Here is a 16205-nt window from a genome sequence, read left to right as displayed (position 1 = left end):
CGGCCATGCCGGTCTTGGCGAACGAACCTGACATGTGGCCCGAATCGCTCTGCGATGAGCGGTGGGGTTGCGCGAATGGCGAAGCGACATGGGGCGTCCTGCACGTCCGCCCCCGGTCCGAGAAAGCGTTGGCGCGACAGCTCCTCAGGCGCGAAGTGGGATACTACCTGCCCCAGCGGGCGCAGACGAAAATCTTTCAGCGGCGCAAGGTCACAAGCTGGTCGCCGCTCTTTCCCGGTTACCTGTTTTTTCACGGCGACGAGGAAGCTCTGGCGGTTGTTTCGCGAATGCGAGAAGTGGTTTCGCGGATCGCGATCCGCGATCAGACCCTGTTCCGCGACGACTTGGAGCGCGTATACCGCCTGATTCACGCCGGGCTGCCGGTGACTCCAGAAGAACGGCTGGAGCCGGGAACGACCGTTCGGGTCTGTCGCGGCGCGCTGGTTGGACTGACGGGGACCTTGCTGCAGAATCGAGCGGGCTGCCGCCTGGTGATCGGGATGGACTTTCTGCAGCGCGGAGCCTCGGTGGAAATCACAGCAGACATGGTCGAGGCCGCCTGAGGCCATCGTGGAATCGAATGGCGCTCGACGGAACGGATTTCAGCGATCACCGACGGGACCGAATCGTGGCATGTCCGGACCGGGCAGCCTGCAGGTGCGAACTGGCGGAGGACGTCCTCTGCGTGAGACGGGTGCATAACCCACGGGCCCAAGGTGCGCCCTGCGGGTGATGCCGGTTTTGAGGCCAGGAAGCGAAAACGCCGGAAAGTACGTGATGTCCGGGACGTCAGATGACGAGCTGATGGGCCGTCGTTTGCACATGCCTCTGGAATAGTTCGATAGAAGTTACAAGCTGGAAGTCTCATGTCTGCCGCACCTCAAACTGAAGCTGCACCTCAAACTGAAGACGTCCCGACCGACGGAAACTCGCTGCCGCTTGTCATTGCAGGTCTGGCTGGCGGGGCGGTCGCCTGGAGCGTGGCAAGTACGGTGCTCGAAATGGCGGAGCGCTGGAACACCAGCCCCGAGAACTCTCACGGCTGGCTGGTGCCAATCTTTGCCCTGTATCTGCTGTGGACGAATCGACCGACCGACTCCGGGGAGATTGCGCCGGGCTGGCTGTGGATCGCGATCACCGCCCTTGGAGCGGGACTTTTTCTGGGAGCCGACAGCCTGCCAGTCCCCTTGGCAGCGACTGCCGGTCTGACGCTGTTTGGAGTGGGAGGGGGGATCTGTGCGTTTCGCTGGTCAGGATTGCAGGCGCTTTCGCCCTCGTGGATCGGATGTGTGGTGCTGGTTGCAGTCTTGGCCGGCAAAGTATTTGCCGGGGTGTATTACTACGAGTGGCTCGATCAGATGGCGATTGTACCGATCGTCGTTGGGGCGGCTTGGGCGGTCGGCGGGAAGAAATTCTTGTGGAAAGTGCTCCCGAGCGCTGCATTTCTCGTGTTCATGATTCCGTTGCCGTTCTCGCTGGAGTCGATGCTGCGAGCGCCGCTGCGGCAGGTTGGAACGACGATCAGCACCGCCATTATGCAGACGATCGGCCTGCCGGCGTTTGCGGAAGGGTATGTGATCGTTGTGGGGGATCGCCGGATCGGGGTTGCGGAAGCGTGCAGTGGACTCCGGATGCTCATGGTCTTCGCGGCGACAGCGGCGGCGGTGGCCCTGACCGGGCGTCGGCCGTTGTGGCAGAATATCATCGTGCTGCTGAGCGCGGTGCCCATCGCGCTGATTTCCAATGTGTTTCGCATCACCGTCACCGGCGTGCTTTATACGTGGGGTCTGGAAAAACTGGCGGAAATCACGTATCACGATCTGGCGGGTTGGGCCATGATGCCGCTGGGGCTGGGGATACTTGCCGCGGAGCTGTGGTACATGGACCGGCTGATCGTCTTCGACACGAAGCGTCCGATGGCGGTCGGGATCGGGCCGGTTCAGCTCCCGCGATAGTGCGCGGCGGGTTTTATGCAGCTTCAGCGGCGATTCGGTGTGCAGACCGGTCGGGCTTGAACGAGTCGATTTCGGATACACAATGACCATGGAATTCCACGGAAACGACGGTCCACCCGCGCTGAGCGGCGAAGGGAACTCACCGCTCATTCGCACATCGCCGGGAGCGGTAGCCGACTATGGTCGGATGCCGACGCCGTCGGCGAAAGACGGCGAATCCGGCGGGAACATCCTGCGGACCGTTCTCATTGCGCTGCGCCGCCGCTGGCTGCCGATCCTGCTGCTGGGCGGGTTGGTTGGCGGCGGGGCCGCCGTCGTCGCCTGGCAGGTCATTCCAACTCCTTATTCCGCATACTCGGAGCTGCTGATCAAGCCGCAGACGTTCTTCTTCGAGACGAAGGACAACGATACAAAATCGCGGGCTTATAAAGAGACCATGATGCGACTGGTCAAAGACCATTATGTACTGACGGCGGCGCTGCGGGCGCCCGGGCTGGCTGAGACGGAAACTCTGCGAAATGAGCCGTTCCCGATGAACTGGCTGGAACGGAATATTTCCGTCTCGGCCCCCGGCGAGCACTTTATTCGGATTTCGCTGTCAGGTGAGAAGCCAGAGGACCTGCCGAAGATCGTCGATGCAGTCACGGATGCCTTCAACGAAGAAGTCGTCAACAAGGATCGGGAAGATCGAAGGCAGCGATTGAATGATTTGAAGACTCTGCTCCGCAAGGAAGAAGAAAAATTAAGCGGCAAGACGAATGCCATTCGCAATATTGATCGGGCATTGAAGCTGCCGAATTCGGCCCAGAGCGACGCGAAACGACAGGCGACGCTTGACGCCCAATTAGAGGTCCGCAAACAGCTCAGCCTGATCCGCGGTCAGATCATCAATCGCCAGATCCAGCTCGGTCTCGGCGATCCGGAGGCGGAGAATTCCGATGAGCCCTTTGCTGAACCGGAGATTCCTCCTGAGCTGGTCGAAGGGGAACTGCTTGGTGAGCCGGAATTTCGACGAATGTTTCTCATCGCCCGGCGTCATGAGACCATGCTGGCGGAGTGGAAACGCAGGGTTTCGGCGGAACATCCATCCGTCATCCTGCATGAAGAAAAGCTGGCCGAGGCAACTTCAGAACTCGAAGAATATCGAAAGTTGCATGGTCCCGATGCCGAAGTCCGAGTTCGTGCCCGTGCCAGTGGACGATCTGCGGCCGGCGTTGGGAAAGCCGATCTGGAACGGGAACTTCGGACGCTGATTGCTACGAAAGAAGCGTACGAAGCGGAACTCTCCAAACTGCAGGTCGAAGAGAACTCGTTAGGCGTGGCTTGGGTCGACCGGGAAGAGCTCGTCGAGGAAGCGTCGGAGTTGAAGAAGACTGTCGGCCGCTACCGCGAAGAAGTGCATCACCGAGAAGTCGAATTGGACAATGCCCCGGCGGCAATTCAGATCCGGTTGAGAGCGCAGGTGCCGAGAATCCCGGACGTCGGCAAGCGGCAGAAGATGGCCGGCATGGCAGGCGCCGGCGGCTTCGCAGCCATTGCTGCGCTCTTCGTCTGGCTGGAAATCCTCGCTCGTCGGATCACTCGAACCGACGAGGTCAAGCAGGGAATCGGTCTGGCGATTCTGGGAACGATCCCGCTGGTGCCGCGTTCGGCCCGATTGAACCGGATGAAGTCCAGCGGCCCTAAAGCGGCTTACTGGCACAATGTGCTGAGCGAGGCGGTCGACAGCATGCGAACCGTGCTGACGCACCGGTTGAATTCGATGCAGGCCGTCACTGTGCTCGTTACGAGCGCAATCGCCGGCGAAGGCAAGACGACGCTGTCGTGTCAACTGGCGGCCAGCCTGGCGCGAACGCGTCGTCGAGTCTTGCTGATCGATTGCGACCTGCGTCGACCGAGCGTCCAGTATGCGTTCGGCATTTCGCATACGCCCGGTCTGAGCGAAGTCCTGCTGGGAACCGCCCAGTTGTCCGAAGCCATTCAGCACGTCGAATCGGTCGGCCTGGACGTCCTCGCCGCGGGGCGCGTCACCTCAGAAGTCCTTCAGCGGCTGTCGCACGATTCCCACAGCGCCGTGTTCAAAGAGCTTTCCGCTTCGTACGACTTCGTGGTCATTGACTCTTCGCCCGTGCTGCCGGTGACAGACACGCTGCTGATCGCGCAACACGTCGACGCCGTGCTGATTTCCATACGTCGCGACGCCAGCCGGATCGGGAAAGTCGCTTCGGCGTTCCATCGTCTGCGAATGATCGGTGCGCCTGTTCTTGGAGCAATTACGACCGGCCTCGATGAAGATCTCGGCAGCGGTTACGGCAGCGGATATGGGTATGGTTACGGCTACGGGTATGGCTATGGGAACGGCGTCTATCCCGCCCGGCAGCCCGCCGGGGCGGTCGCTGCTTTGCCGGGGCAATTGGAATCTCCGAGTCGCTGAGAGTTTCGGCATCCGGAAGACTCTGCGTCGGCAAATTTTGTCACCTTGAATCCTGCGTCAGGCAATCATGGCGAAAAAGACCAGGCAGCCTCGATTCGTAGTTCTGAGCAGCCTCGCCATTCTGGCGATCGCAGCCGGCGGTGTCGCACACGGGCTCGTGACGGATCGGTGGGGTCTGCCGGCTCAAGTCGCGGCGATTTCCTCGCGAGTCCGCGAGCTGCCAGTGAAGATTGGTTCGTGGACGAGCACCGAATCGCCGCTTGATCCGCGACAGCTTGAGATGGCCGGGGCGGTCGGCGCCACTTCGCGAACATACGTCGATTCGGAATCCGGTGAGAAAGTGCAGATCCATCTGCTGGCCGGACGCCCGGGTCCGATTTCGCTGCACGAGCCGACCGTCTGTTTTACGGGCGCGGGCTTGAATCAGATGGAACCGTTGACGAAGTACGATGTCGAGGGACGCAGTCCCGGGGTGAAAGCGCAGTTCTCGAAGACGGTCTTTCAATCCGGCCAGCCAAATGATCGCGGCCTCCTGACGCTCTGGACGTGGTCCCCGAACGGGGCCGTCTGGACGGCTCCCGAGCATCCTCGGACGGCCTTTGCCGGTTCCGGCTGCCTGTTCAAGCTCTACGTGATTGCGGATCCGTCGCGCGAGGCGGATGACGTCTCAAGGCTGTCTCCTGCGGCCTCATCATTTGCGAGTTCGCTCCTCGACGAACTGCAAATCGTTCTCGCGGCGCCGAAGACGCCCTGATCGCGTTGCGCGAATGACCATTGTTCCCGCAAATGGAACGTCGTTGACGAAAGGTCTTCGTTGTCGATTCGACACTGTTTCACGGTCGACGTCGAAGATTACTTCCACGTCCAGGCGTTTTCCGGTGTGATCCGGCCGGCGGAATGGGAACGGTTTGAGTCCCGTGTCGTTGCGAACACGCATCTGATCCTCGACTTGCTGCATCGGCATGGCGTTCGCGGAACCTTCTTCGTCCTCGGCTGGGTCGCCGAGCGGAATCCGACTCTCGTTCGCGAAATCGTCGACGCAGGCCACGAACTGGCGACGCACGGCTACGGGCATCAACTCGTCTATCAGCAGACCCCCGAGGAGTTTCGCGACGACTTGAAGCGTTCGATCGGAATTCTGGAAGACACTGGCGGCTGTCGAGTCGCCGCTTACCGGGCTCCGTCGTTCTCAATCACGCGCCGCTCGCTGTGGGCGCTTGATATTCTGATCGAGGAAGGGATTGAAATCGATTCGAGCGTATTTCCGGTGCATCACGACAACTATGGCGTGCCCGATGCGCCGCGGTTTCCCTATCTGATCGAGCGGGATGCGGGGACGCTGATTGAGTTTCCGCCGACCGTTGTGCAGAAGCTGGGCTGGAACGTGCCTGCCTCGGGGGGAGGCTATTTCCGGCTGTATCCGTTCTGGCTGACTCGGCGGCTATTGCGAACCATTCCGCACGAACAGCGACAGTCCTTTATGTTTTACATCCATCCGTGGGAGGTCGATCCCGATCAGCCGCGGATTTCTGCGCCCTGGCGTTCGCGATTTCGCCACTACCAGAACTTGAAAACGACGCTGCACAAGCTGCATCAACTGCTACAGGCGTTCTCTTTCGGAACCGTCGGCGAAGTTCTTGCCGAACGTCGTGCCGCCGGGCAGTTGCATCCCGGAAACTTTGCCGGTCTGAATACCGGGGCAATCACGGTTTCAGCACCCCAGGTTCATGTGCCGGAATCGCCTTTGTAACGGCCGGGCGGTTGCGCCTGATGGAAACAGTCTGCAGATCACCATGCCCGAAATGAAGTCGATGCGAAAGTTCGAGGCGTCTCCGGTGGAAACACTCGGACCGGTTCTCCTCGCGCCGATCTTGAAGCAGGCCCGCTGGGGGGGCGCGCGTCTCGAAACTCGCTTCGGCAAAAAGCTCGCCGCCGGCCAGTCGTGTGCGGAGAGCTGGGAAGTTGCCGATTTCGATGACTGCAGTTCGTCGATCGTCGGCGGATCGCAGGATCGAAGGACGCTGCACGATCTCATGCGTGACTACAGCTCCGAACTGCTGGGACGCTTCAACGGTTGCTCGCGGTTCCCTCTGCTGTGCAAGTTTCTCGATGCGGCTGACCGACTTTCGGTGCAGGTTCACCCGGACGACGAATACGCGGCCCGTCATGGCCTTCGCTACGGCGGCAAGAGTGAAGCCTGGGTGATTCTCGAAGCGGACCCCGGCAGCCGGATCTATGCCGGCTTGCGTCCGGGCGTGAATCGCGACGTTCTCCAGGAAGCCGTTCAGCTCGGCTCCGTCGCGGAGTGCCTGGAAAGTCAGGAAGTCCAGTCTGGCGACTGTTTCAACATTCCGGCCGGGACGGTCCACGCCATTGGCGAAGGAATTCTGCTGGCGGAAATTCAGCAGCCCAGCGATGTCACGTTTCGCCTGTTCGACTGGAATCGAACCGATGCCGACGGCCGCTTACGTCCGTTGCACGTTGCGGAGTCCTTGGACTGCATTGATTTTGAGGCCCCGATCGTTCGCCGGGCGAAGCCTGTCCGGCTGTCCGATGCGTCCGGCATTGTCGAGCATCTGCTGCGAACTCCATACTTTGAGATTCGCCGCCATCGCGGATCTGGCGGTCACGTGTTTGAAGACGATGATCGATTTCACGTGCTGATGGTGATCGAAGGGCTTCCGTCGGTGACCGCCGGCCCGGAAACTTTCGAATTGAGTGCGGGACGCACGGTGCTGCTGCCGGCCCGTCGACCTCCGACGACACTCCGGTTGCCGCCGGGGGCCGTCGTTCTGGATTCGTTTCTCCCGGATCTTGCCGGAATCTGACTTCCGAAATGTTCATTGCGTGTCGCGACGTTCCGAACCGTATTGTAGATCGACAGCTCGTGCCGGAATTATTGTCAGCCGTGGATCGAGATCAACAGCCCGCGGAGGCGCGGGCGGCCGGCCGGCGTCCGTCGGGACGTCCGCGAGTGCTGCTGCTGACACATCGGGTTCCGTTTCCTCCGGACAAAGGGGATCGGATCCGCTCATACAATCTCCTGCGTTACCTGTCGGAGCGAGCAACCGTTTCGCTGGGGTGTCTGGGGGATGAGCCCTGGACGCAAGACGCCCTCCACGTCATCGACAGTCTGACTGAATCCTCCTGCATCGCTCCGATCGGATTCTCCAGAAAGATCTACGGCGGCCTCAGCCTGCTTTCCGGCAGAAGCATTACCGAAGGCTGGTTCTATTCGCGTCGGCTGGCGCGCTGGATTGATGAGGTCTCCCGCAAGCAGCCGTTCGATGCCGTCGTCTGCTTCTGTTCCGGGATGGCCGGGTATACGAGCCGACCGGGCCTCGAACAGGCGCCTCTGATACTGGATCTGGTGGACGTTGACAGCGAAAAGTGGCTGCAATTCTCGCGTTCCGGATCCGGTCCGAAGAGCTGGCTGCTGGGGCTGGAAGGCCGTCGACTTCGTCGTGTGGAGCGGCAAGTTGGCGACCGGGCCGCAGTTGTGACGCTTGTCAGCGACGAGGAAGCCGCCCTGTATCGGCAGCTCGCTCCCTCGGCGAATACGATCGCCGTCGGCAACGGCGTGGACTTCGGATATTTCCAGCGGCCGGAGGGCGTTGCGCGGAAGCCGCATTCCGCCGTCTTCCTCGGCGCGCTCGACTATCGTCCGAATGTCGATGGAATTCGCTGGTTCTGCCGGGACGTGTGGCCGTCAATTCGAAGTCGCTACTCGGCGGCGAGCCTCAAGATTGTCGGCCGCCGGCCGACGGCGGCGGTTCGCGCTCTGGCGGATGCGCCTGGCGTGAGTATTCACGCCGACGTCCCCGACGTGCGGCCCTATCTGTTTGAGGCCGCGGCGGCGATTGCGCCGCTGCAAGTCGCGCGGGGAGTGCAGAACAAGGTTCTCGAAGCGATGGCCTGCGAGACTCCGGTCGTGGCGTCCGCGCAGGCACTGGAAGGCATCTCTGCCGTGGCCGGGCGCGATGCGCTCTCGGCGGAAGCCCCCGACGATTGGCTCCAGTCCATCGGCCGGATCTTTGACGATGTCGCTTTGGCGGATCGCCTGTCGCAATCCGGCAGAACCCACGTGGAATCTCATTTCGACTGGAACGCCCGACTCGCTCCCCTGGGAGAATTTCTCGAATGCGGCCTGACGGCCCGGGGGGAGGTGGCATGACTGCAGGAACGTCAGCGGCGCCGTCCCAATTCGAAGCTCCCTCGCAATCGGGGACGCCGATTCGCGTCGGCTTCGTGATGCACTGGATGCGTGTCGCTGGAGCAGAAATGCTCGTCGACCGCATGATCCGGGATCTCGGATCACAGATTGTTCCGACGGTGATTTGCCTCGACGAAATCGGTCCCCTCGGCGAGCAACTGCGCCGGGAGGGCATCGAAGTTGTGTGCGTCGAGCGGCGTCCTGGAAGAGATTTTCGCGCCGCATGGCGGATTGCAAAGCTGGTCCGATCCCGGCAGATTGAGATTCTTCACGCCCACCAGTACACGCCGTTCTTTTATTCGGCCATCGCCCAGCTCCTGGGAGGCTGGCGCGCCAGGTTGGTCTTCACAGAACACGGCCGGCACTTTCCCGATCACGTATCGTCGTTGCGCCGTTTTGCCAATCGCCACGTCTTCTCGCGCTTTCCCGACCGCATCAATGCCGTCTGCCAGTTCAGCGCCGATGCCGTGCGGGACTTGGATGGCTTTCGGCGTCGGCCGATCCAGGTCATCTACAACGGCGTCGACCCGAACGAGTTCCGCCCGGCGGCAGACCGCCCTGCCCTTCGCCGCGAACTCGGTCTGTCGCCCGACCGCAAGTACGTTGTCACGGTGGCCCGATTCCACCCGATCAAAGATCATCGCACGCTCCTGACGGCGTTTGCCCGGGTGGCGCAGCATCTGCCCGAAGTCGATCTGCTGCTGGTGGGCGACGGCCCATTGCGAGCGGAGCTCGAAGCGCAATGTCGTGAGCTGGGAATTGCGGATCGCGTTCAGTTCTGGGGAGTCCGTCGAGATGTCGCCCGCATTCTGCAGGCCGCCGATCTGTTCGTGCTGCCGTCCATCAGCGAAGCCGCGTCGTTGACGCTGCTGGAAGCGATGGCCTGCGGGCGCCCGGTCGTCGTCACCGATGTCGGCGGCAATCCGGAGATTGTCCGGGAAGGGGTGGACGGTCTGCGCGTACCACGCGGGGACTCCGTCGCCATGGCGGCAGCGATCGAAAGGCTTGCCGGTGATGCGGAACAGGGTGCATCCTTTGGCGCGTCTGCACGGCAACGCGTTTGCGACGTGTTCGATCAGTCCTCCGCGATTCGACAGTTTGCTCGACTGTTCGAAGAACTCTCCCCAGCCGGACTGAGGGGCGCTGGAACGTGAAGTCATTCCTGAAATCTGCGGCTCGGTTTGTCGCGCTGGTTCTGACCTTCCCTCTCTTCCTGTCCTGGAGAGTCCGGGCCAGCCTGCTGGGACGGGACCTGGCCCTTGAGGGGTCGTCGGAACTTGTCAGCCTGCTGCCCGGCTTAACCGGCAGTTATCTCCGTTCGGCGTTCTATTCTCTGGTCCTGCAGGAATGTCACCCTTCTGCGAGGATCTGCTTTGGGACTTTGTTCTCCAAGGCGGACTCGGTGATTGGGGAAAACGTCTACATCGGTCCCCGCTGCCATCTCGGATGGGTGATTCTTGAACAAGACGTCCTGCTGGCCCCGGGCGTCCACGTTCCCAGCGGTCCTCACACGCACGGAACGTCTGACCCCGATCGACCGATTCGCGAGCAGCCGGGACGCAGCCAGGTCGTGCGGATCGGCGCCGGAAGCTGGATTGGTGCGAACGCCGTGATTATGGCGGATGTCGGTGCGAACTGCGTCGTCGGAGCAGGCGCAATTGTCACTCGACCGCTGCCGGACGGGGTCGTCGCAGTGGGAGCGCCTGCCCGAGTCATTCAGCAGCGATTTGCGACCGTAACGGCCTGAACGATTCTTATCGGTTATCAATAAATATCCTATGGTCTCAACCGTCTCATCTCCTGGTTCCGCCGAGCAGGCCGCCGTCTCCACGTCGGCGGAGTTTCCGCTGCGGGTGTTCCGTCGCCGGGTAACGGAGTCTCAGACCGAGTCCGACCCCCGTCGGCCTCCGGCTGGACTTGATCGTCGCTGGCTCACGGCGCTTCGTGACGGACTCAGCCATTCGGTTTACGAGCTCATCGCCGAACGCGGCGGTCTGGTCGTCGGTCGCCTGCCCGTGGCTCTGGTCTCCAGCGCGTTGTTTGGCCGTTTTCTTGTCAGTCTGCCCTACATTAACTCGGCCGGACTGGAGACCGATGATTCTGCGGCAGCTTCCGGACTGATCGATGAAGCCGTCGATCTGGCCCGCGAGCTCCGCGTCCGCTATCTGGAAATTCGCCAGGAGCGCGAACTGACTCACCCGCTGCTGACCGATGCCCGTACGGAAAAGGTCCTGATGCGTCGGCCGCTTCCGGCGACCGCTGACGAGCTCTGGGCCGATCTGGATCCCAAAGTTCGCAACCAGATTCGCAAGGGGCAGAAGTCCGAATTTCAAGTCATGTGGGGCGGGGCCGACCAGCTCGACGGTTTCTACGATGTGTTCGCGCGCAACATGCGGGACCTCGGAACGCCGGTTTTCGGAAAGCGACTCTTTTCGTCGATTCTGCGGGACCTTGGAGCCGACGCCGAGCTGTGCGTGGTTCGCGACGGCGCCAAGCCCGTCGCCGCCGCATTGTTGATTCACGACGCGGACCGCACGGAAGTCCCCAGCGCGAGCGCCCTGTTCGAATACCGGGCCAGCAACGTCAATATGCTGATGTACTGGCATCTGCTCGGCCGCGCCATCGAGCGGGGCCAGGCGGTTTTCGATTTCGGGCGGTCCAGCGTTGACGGCAACACGTACCGATTCAAGAAACAGTGGGGTGCGGCCCCCTCCCCGTCGGTCTGGCAGTACCACGTGTTGCAGGGCTCCCGCGACGCCCTCCGTCCCGACAATCCCGGGAACCGCCGCCTCATTGAAATCTGGAAACGGCTGCCGGTCTGGCTGACGCGCTGCATCGGCCCCTCGATTGTGCGGGGGATCCCATGAACATGGCTGCCGCTCCCTCAGATGCGCTCCCGTTCTCTCCACATTTGTCGCCATCCGATCGCCTGACCTTTCTGGTCTTTGCCGACGACTGGGGCCGGCATCCATCCAGTGCTCAGCACCTGTTTCGGCGCCTGCAGAGTCGGCACGACGTAATCTGGGTCAATACGATCGGCATGCGGCCGCCGCGGCTGGATGTGACGACGGTCACGCGCGGCTTTCAGAAACTGAGCCAATGGCTGATGCCCGGACGCAGGGCGGATGCTTCAACATCGGCTGACGGGCCGCTCGTCCTTAATCCCCACATGTGGCCCTGGATTCGACGTCGTTGGGAACGGGACTGGAATGCCGGATTGCTGGTCCGTCAGTTGCAACCGGCATTGCGGAATGCAGGCCGTCCGGTGGTGGCTGTCACAACTCTGCCGATCTCCGCCGATCTGGTTGGTCGACTGCCGGTCGACCGCTGGGTTTACTATTGCGTCGACGATTTTTCCAGTTGGCCGGGACTCGATCAGCAGTCGCTCCTCAAACGGGAAGCGGAACTGCTGCAGAAGGTCGATGCCACCATTGCCGTCAGTCAGGTCCTGATGCGGAGATTGCAGGAGCACGCCGCCGCGCCGCAATTCCTGCCGCACGGAGTCGATCTGGCCCATTGGCAGAGGAACATTGACGGTCCGGAGAAGGCCCCGTTTGAAGAGCTGCCAGCTCCACGCTGCCTGTTCTGGGGACTGGCCGATCGGCGATTGGACGGGGACTTTCTGACGATGCTCGATCGGGAACTCGAAAACGGTTCCATTGCCCTGCTCGGCCCGACCGATCAGCCCCCCCAGAATCCACAATGGCGGAGAATCGTCCATTTGCCCGCATGCTCGTACGCCGCTTTGCCGGCTGCTGCGCGACAGGCGGATGTGCTGATCATGCCCTACATCGACGCGCCGGTGACGCGAGCCATGCAGCCTCTGAAACTTCTGGAGTATCTGGCGACAGACCGCCCGGTGGTCGTCCGGGACCTGCCTGCCAATCGCGAGTGGGCCGATTGCCTCGATCTGGCCGCGACTCCGGAAGAGTTCGCTCGACTCGTAAAACTGCGCATCGCGACTGGATTGCCCGTCGACCAGGCGGCGGCCCGAAACGCCCGACTGCCGGCGGAATCGTGGGATGGACGGGCGGAATGTTTCGAACGGATGCTGCTGAATTCTTTGCAGGCGACGGGAGGCCCCCGATGAGCCCGGCGCTCGAAATCGTCAGCGGTTCGTCGGAGTCCGTACCGGCGCCGTCGAAGGATGTGGTCGTACTCCACACGCGTGTCGTGACGGGGACGGGGGGCGGCCCCGACAAGACGATTCTGAATTCCCCTCGCTTCCTGGTCGGCACCGGCTACGAAGCGCATTGCGCGTATCTCCACCCCCCAGCGGATCCCGATTTCGAGGCGATCCGCAATCGTGCCGTTGCGGCGGACGCCCCGCTGATCGGCATTCCGGACCGCGGTCTGACCGACCTGTCCGTGGTCCGGAGCCTGCTCCGTGTCTGTCGTCAATTGAACGTCGGCATCTGGCACGGGCATGACTACAAAACGAACGCGCTCGGGCTGCTGCTGCGACGCTTCCATCGGATGAAACTCGTCACCACGGTCCACGGCTGGGTCCGGCATACGAAGCGGACCCCGCTCTACTATTGGATCGACCGGCAGTCCCTCCGGTTCTACGACCGGGTCATCGTGGTCTCGCAGGACCTGTATGACACATCGCTGAAAGCCGGCGTCCGGCCGGACCGCTGCATCCTGATTGAAAACGCCATTGATACCGAAGAGTTTCGCCGGTCGCGCGACCGAAACTCCGCCAAACGCGAACTCGGCTTCGACCCCACCCGGCCCCTCATCGGCGCCGTCGGCCGACTCTCCGAGGAAAAGGGCTTCGATCACCTGATCCGGGCCGTCGACCAGCTTCACCGCCAGGGGCTGGACGTCCAACTCGCCATCGCCGGCGAGGGAGACCAACTGCAGAATCTGCAGAGCCTCATTGCACAACAGTCCCGCCCCGAATATTTCCGGTTGCTCGGTTTTGTGGCGGACACGAAATCGTTCTACCAGGCGCTCGACGTTTTCGCCCTCAGCAGCCTGCGGGAAGGTCTGCCGAACGTGCTGCTGGAAGCGATGGCGTTTGAGGTCCCTGTCGTCGCAACCGCCATCGCCGGTATTCCCCGCCTGATCGCCCACGAGCAGAACGGCCTGCTGGTCCCCCCTGCAGACGTCCCCGCCCTCGCAACCTGCCTGAACCGCCTGCTGATCACCCCCGAAACGGCCGGTCAGCTTGCTCTGGCGGCTCGCGAGACCATTCTGTCACGGTATGATTTTCGCGTGCGGATGCAGAAGGTCCGTATGGTGTATGATGGATTGTTTGCATAAATGAGTTCCGATTTAACCATGTCGACTGCGACTGAAGACCTGCCCCGCTCCGCGGACCGGAACGCCCCTGCGACAGTGAGCGATCCGCACCCGGCGGATGATCACGTGACGATCATCCAGTCGACCAGCGCCTGGCAGTTCGTCAATCTCCGCGAGCTCTACGCCTATCGCGATATGCTCCGTTTCCTCACTTGGCGGAGCATCAAGGCCCGCTACGCCCAATCGGCGGTTGGACTGGGCTGGGTCGTCATTCAGCCGCTGTTTACGATGTTGACCTTTACTCTCGTATTCGGGACGCTCGCTCGGATCGACACCGGCACCGTCCCCTACGCCTGGTTCAGTCTCGTGGGGCTTGTTCCTTGGGGTTACTTTTCCAGCGCGTTGGCAGGAGGCGCCAACAGCCTCGTCGGCAATTCGAACATGCTCTCGAAAGTCTATTTTCCCAGACTGATTCTGCCGCTGTCGGACGTCCTCTCCAAGCTGTTTGACTTTGCCATCGCTTTTAGTCTGATGGTCGTCGCGCTTATGGTTGCGGGCTACTTTCCGAACGCTGGCGTCCTGATGCTGCCGTTGCTCGTCCTGCTAATGATGACGGCGGCCCTTGGACTCGGACTCTGGCTGACAACCCTTGCCATCCAGTTCCGCGACGTCGCCCACGCACTGGGCTTTATCGTGCAGCTCCTGATGTACGCCAGCCCGGTGATCTATCCTGCCGGCCGCGTGCCGGAAAGCTACACGTTGCCCGGCGGCGTGGTGATTTCGCCACAATGGATCTACGCCTTGAACCCGATGGTCGGCGTGATTGAAGGATTTCGCTCCGCCCTGCTGGGGACCGGCCCGATGCCCTTCGGCTGGATCGCCCTCGGCACGGCAACTGCAACGCTCACGCTGCTCTCCGGCATGGTCTTCTTCCGCAGCCGCGAAAAAGTCTTCGCCGACGTGGCGTGAGACGAGCGGAAGGCCGAAAGCGAAGAGCGGAAAGCCAGACAGAATCTTCCCTGCCCACTATCCACCACCCACTATCCACCACCCATGCCCAAACCCGTCATCACCGTTGAGAACCTCTCCAAGGCCTACCGCATCGGGCTGAAGGAAGAAATTCCCGACACGCTCGTCTCCGCGATGTCCGGGATGATGAAGGCCCCCTTCCGCAAGTTCCGGGATCTGCGGAAGCTCGATACGTTCGGTCATTCCGGTGCGGACGAAGAGGACATCTACTGGGCGCTCAAGGACGTCTCGTTCGAGGTCCAGGAGGGGGAAGTGCTGGGGGTGATCGGCCGGAACGGGGCCGGCAAGAGCACGCTGCTGAAGATTCTGAGCCGAATCACGGAGCCGACGAGCGGTCGGGCGGTGATTCGCGGCCGGGTCTCGAGCCTGCTGGAAGTCGGGACGGGCTTCCACCCGGAGCTCTCGGGCCGGGAAAATGTGTATCTGAACGGTACGATCCTGGGGATGACGAAGCGGGAGATCGACCGGAAATTCGACGAGATCGTGGACTTCTCGGGCATCGACAAATTCCTGGACACGCCGATCAAGCGCTACAGCAGCGGGATGAAAGTCCGCCTGGCGTTCGCGGTGGCGGCGCACCTGGAGCCGGAGATTCTGATCATCGACGAAGTCCTGGCGGTGGGGGATATGGAGTTTCAGAAGAAGTGTTTGGGGAAAATGCAGGATGTGGCGAAGGGCGGACGGACGGTTCTATTTGTGAGCCATAGTATGGCGGCGGTACGGTCATTATGCTCGCACGCAATACTACTCACTCGAGGTTCCATTGAGCACTGGGGTGATACAGAATGTGCGATCAGCAGGTATCTAGGAAGTGTGACTACGGATGGGAAAGCAATGTACGTGCAGAGCCAGGCGGCAAATGCACGAAACGGCTTTGTCGAGCTCGACAAGATTGAGTTACTCAATTCTGAAGGACAGCTGTCATCTACCTTCGAGATGGATGAATCGATAATCGTAAAGGTTACGTACCGTGGCCTTATGGACAGCGGCGACTTTCATGTATTCGTGTGGTTGCACCGAGAAGACGGGACTGCGGTCCTTGGAAGCGCTAGTTGGGACATAATCGGCTTGGGAAACAATCCCCTACGCACCGGCCTTCATTCGCTGGAGTGTACAATTCCTCCGCGTCTTTTGAATGCTGCGAGATATACAATCACAGTAAATGGGCAGTTCCCGGGGCACGGCTACTTATTCGAAGCCGAATCAGCGTTGGTCTTTGAAATCGCCCCTGTCAACGGAGTGGGTGGACCAAAGAGCTGGAATCGACCGGGGATCGTTCGCCCTCTCTTACCTTGGCGAAGCAGCGCCAACTAATCCTTGCGAAAGC

14 protein-coding genes are annotated in these 16205 nt (G+C 61.4%); all 14 read left to right on the top strand.

Annotated features, from left to right (window positions below):
* Positions 1 to 5: 5 nt before the first annotated feature.
* Positions 6 to 563 (top strand): transcription termination/antitermination protein NusG, encoded by a 558-nt coding sequence (nusG, locus tag SH412_RS12875; RefSeq protein WP_336523926.1) that lies wholly within the window; start codon positions 6 to 8, stop codon positions 561 to 563.
* Positions 564 to 866: 303 nt separating this feature from the next.
* Positions 867 to 1955, top strand: coding sequence for an exosortase/archaeosortase family protein (locus tag SH412_RS12870; RefSeq protein WP_336523925.1), 1089 nt, complete (start codon positions 867 to 869; stop codon positions 1953 to 1955).
* Positions 1956 to 2037: 82 nt separating this feature from the next.
* Positions 2038 to 4389, top strand: a complete 2352-nt coding sequence (locus SH412_RS12865) for a tyrosine-protein kinase domain-containing protein (RefSeq protein WP_336523924.1) — start codon at positions 2038 to 2040, stop codon at positions 4387 to 4389.
* A 67-nt stretch (positions 4390 to 4456) separates the two neighbouring features.
* Positions 4457 to 5143 carry an exosortase-associated EpsI family protein gene (locus tag SH412_RS12860; RefSeq protein ID WP_336523923.1) on the top strand — a complete coding sequence of 229 codons (687 nt, stop codon included), beginning with the start codon at positions 4457 to 4459 and terminating at the stop codon, positions 5141 to 5143.
* A gap of 60 nt (positions 5144 to 5203) precedes the next feature.
* Complete coding sequence (locus tag SH412_RS12855) at positions 5204 to 6139, top strand: XrtA system polysaccharide deacetylase (RefSeq protein WP_336523922.1); 936 nt, start codon at positions 5204 to 5206, stop codon at positions 6137 to 6139.
* A 61-nt stretch (positions 6140 to 6200) separates the two neighbouring features.
* Positions 6201 to 7217 carry a type I phosphomannose isomerase catalytic subunit gene (locus SH412_RS12850; RefSeq protein WP_336523921.1) on the top strand — a complete coding sequence of 339 codons (1017 nt, stop codon included), beginning with the start codon at positions 6201 to 6203 and terminating at the stop codon, positions 7215 to 7217.
* 80 nt (positions 7218 to 7297) lie between these two features.
* Positions 7298 to 8563, top strand: coding sequence for a TIGR03087 family PEP-CTERM/XrtA system glycosyltransferase (locus SH412_RS12845; protein ID WP_336523920.1), 1266 nt, complete (start codon positions 7298 to 7300; stop codon positions 8561 to 8563).
* Positions 8560 to 9756, top strand: a complete 1197-nt coding sequence (locus tag SH412_RS12840) for a glycosyltransferase (protein WP_336523919.1) — start codon at positions 8560 to 8562, stop codon at positions 9754 to 9756. The genes SH412_RS12845 and SH412_RS12840 overlap by 4 nt, the downstream gene beginning before the upstream one ends.
* Positions 9753 to 10349 carry an acyltransferase gene (locus SH412_RS12835; RefSeq protein ID WP_336523918.1) on the top strand — a complete coding sequence of 199 codons (597 nt, stop codon included), beginning with the start codon at positions 9753 to 9755 and terminating at the stop codon, positions 10347 to 10349. Before SH412_RS12840 ends, SH412_RS12835 begins: the two co-directional genes overlap by 4 nt.
* A gap of 31 nt (positions 10350 to 10380) precedes the next feature.
* Positions 10381 to 11469 carry a FemAB family XrtA/PEP-CTERM system-associated protein gene (locus SH412_RS12830; protein ID WP_336523917.1) on the top strand — a complete coding sequence of 363 codons (1089 nt, stop codon included), beginning with the start codon at positions 10381 to 10383 and terminating at the stop codon, positions 11467 to 11469.
* Between the two features lie 2 nt (positions 11470 to 11471).
* Positions 11472 to 12692, top strand: a complete 1221-nt coding sequence (locus SH412_RS12825; RefSeq protein ID WP_336523916.1) for a glycosyltransferase family protein — start codon at positions 11472 to 11474, stop codon at positions 12690 to 12692.
* Positions 12689 to 13870: a glycosyltransferase family 4 protein gene (locus SH412_RS12820; RefSeq protein WP_336523915.1), complete on the top strand. Its 1182-nt coding sequence runs from the start codon at positions 12689 to 12691 to the stop codon at positions 13868 to 13870. Before SH412_RS12825 ends, SH412_RS12820 begins: the two co-directional genes overlap by 4 nt.
* 18 nt (positions 13871 to 13888) lie before the next feature.
* The gene (locus SH412_RS12815) at positions 13889 to 14818 is read left to right on the top strand and encodes an ABC transporter permease (RefSeq protein WP_336523914.1); all 930 of its coding nucleotides are present in this window, start codon (positions 13889 to 13891) and stop codon (positions 14816 to 14818) included.
* 84 nt (positions 14819 to 14902) lie between these two features.
* The gene (locus SH412_RS12810; RefSeq protein WP_336523913.1) at positions 14903 to 16192 is read left to right on the top strand and encodes an ABC transporter ATP-binding protein; all 1290 of its coding nucleotides are present in this window, start codon (positions 14903 to 14905) and stop codon (positions 16190 to 16192) included.
* The last annotated feature ends 13 nt before the right edge of the window (positions 16193 to 16205 follow it).

Source organism: Planctellipticum variicoloris (assembly GCF_030622045.1).
GTDB lineage: Bacteria > Planctomycetota > Planctomycetia > Planctomycetales > Planctomycetaceae > Planctellipticum > Planctellipticum variicoloris.
The sequence above is the reverse complement of the archived record's forward strand: the minus strand, read 5'-3'. Positions and strand labels throughout refer to the sequence as shown.

What these genes read in the sequence shown, in the direction of transcription:
- nusG (WP_336523926.1), top strand. Translation starts at nt 6, where the DNA reads ATGCCGGTCTTGGCGAACGAACCTGACATGTGGCCCGAATCGCTCTGC.
- SH412_RS12870 (WP_336523925.1), top strand. Translation starts at nt 867, where the DNA reads ATGTCTGCCGCACCTCAAACTGAAGCTGCACCTCAAACTGAAGACGTC.
- SH412_RS12865 (WP_336523924.1), top strand. Translation starts at nt 2,038, where the DNA reads ATGACCATGGAATTCCACGGAAACGACGGTCCACCCGCGCTGAGCGGC.
- SH412_RS12860 (WP_336523923.1), top strand. Translation starts at nt 4,457, where the DNA reads ATGGCGAAAAAGACCAGGCAGCCTCGATTCGTAGTTCTGAGCAGCCTC.
- SH412_RS12850 (WP_336523921.1), top strand. Translation starts at nt 6,201, where the DNA reads ATGCGAAAGTTCGAGGCGTCTCCGGTGGAAACACTCGGACCGGTTCTC.
- SH412_RS12840 (WP_336523919.1), top strand. Translation starts at nt 8,560, where the DNA reads ATGACTGCAGGAACGTCAGCGGCGCCGTCCCAATTCGAAGCTCCCTCG.
- SH412_RS12830 (WP_336523917.1), top strand. Translation starts at nt 10,381, where the DNA reads ATGGTCTCAACCGTCTCATCTCCTGGTTCCGCCGAGCAGGCCGCCGTC.
- SH412_RS12825 (WP_336523916.1), top strand. Translation starts at nt 11,472, where the DNA reads ATGGCTGCCGCTCCCTCAGATGCGCTCCCGTTCTCTCCACATTTGTCG.
- SH412_RS12820 (WP_336523915.1), top strand. Translation starts at nt 12,689, where the DNA reads ATGAGCCCGGCGCTCGAAATCGTCAGCGGTTCGTCGGAGTCCGTACCG.
- SH412_RS12815 (WP_336523914.1), top strand. Translation starts at nt 13,889, where the DNA reads ATGTCGACTGCGACTGAAGACCTGCCCCGCTCCGCGGACCGGAACGCC.
- SH412_RS12810 (WP_336523913.1), top strand. Translation starts at nt 14,903, where the DNA reads ATGCCCAAACCCGTCATCACCGTTGAGAACCTCTCCAAGGCCTACCGC.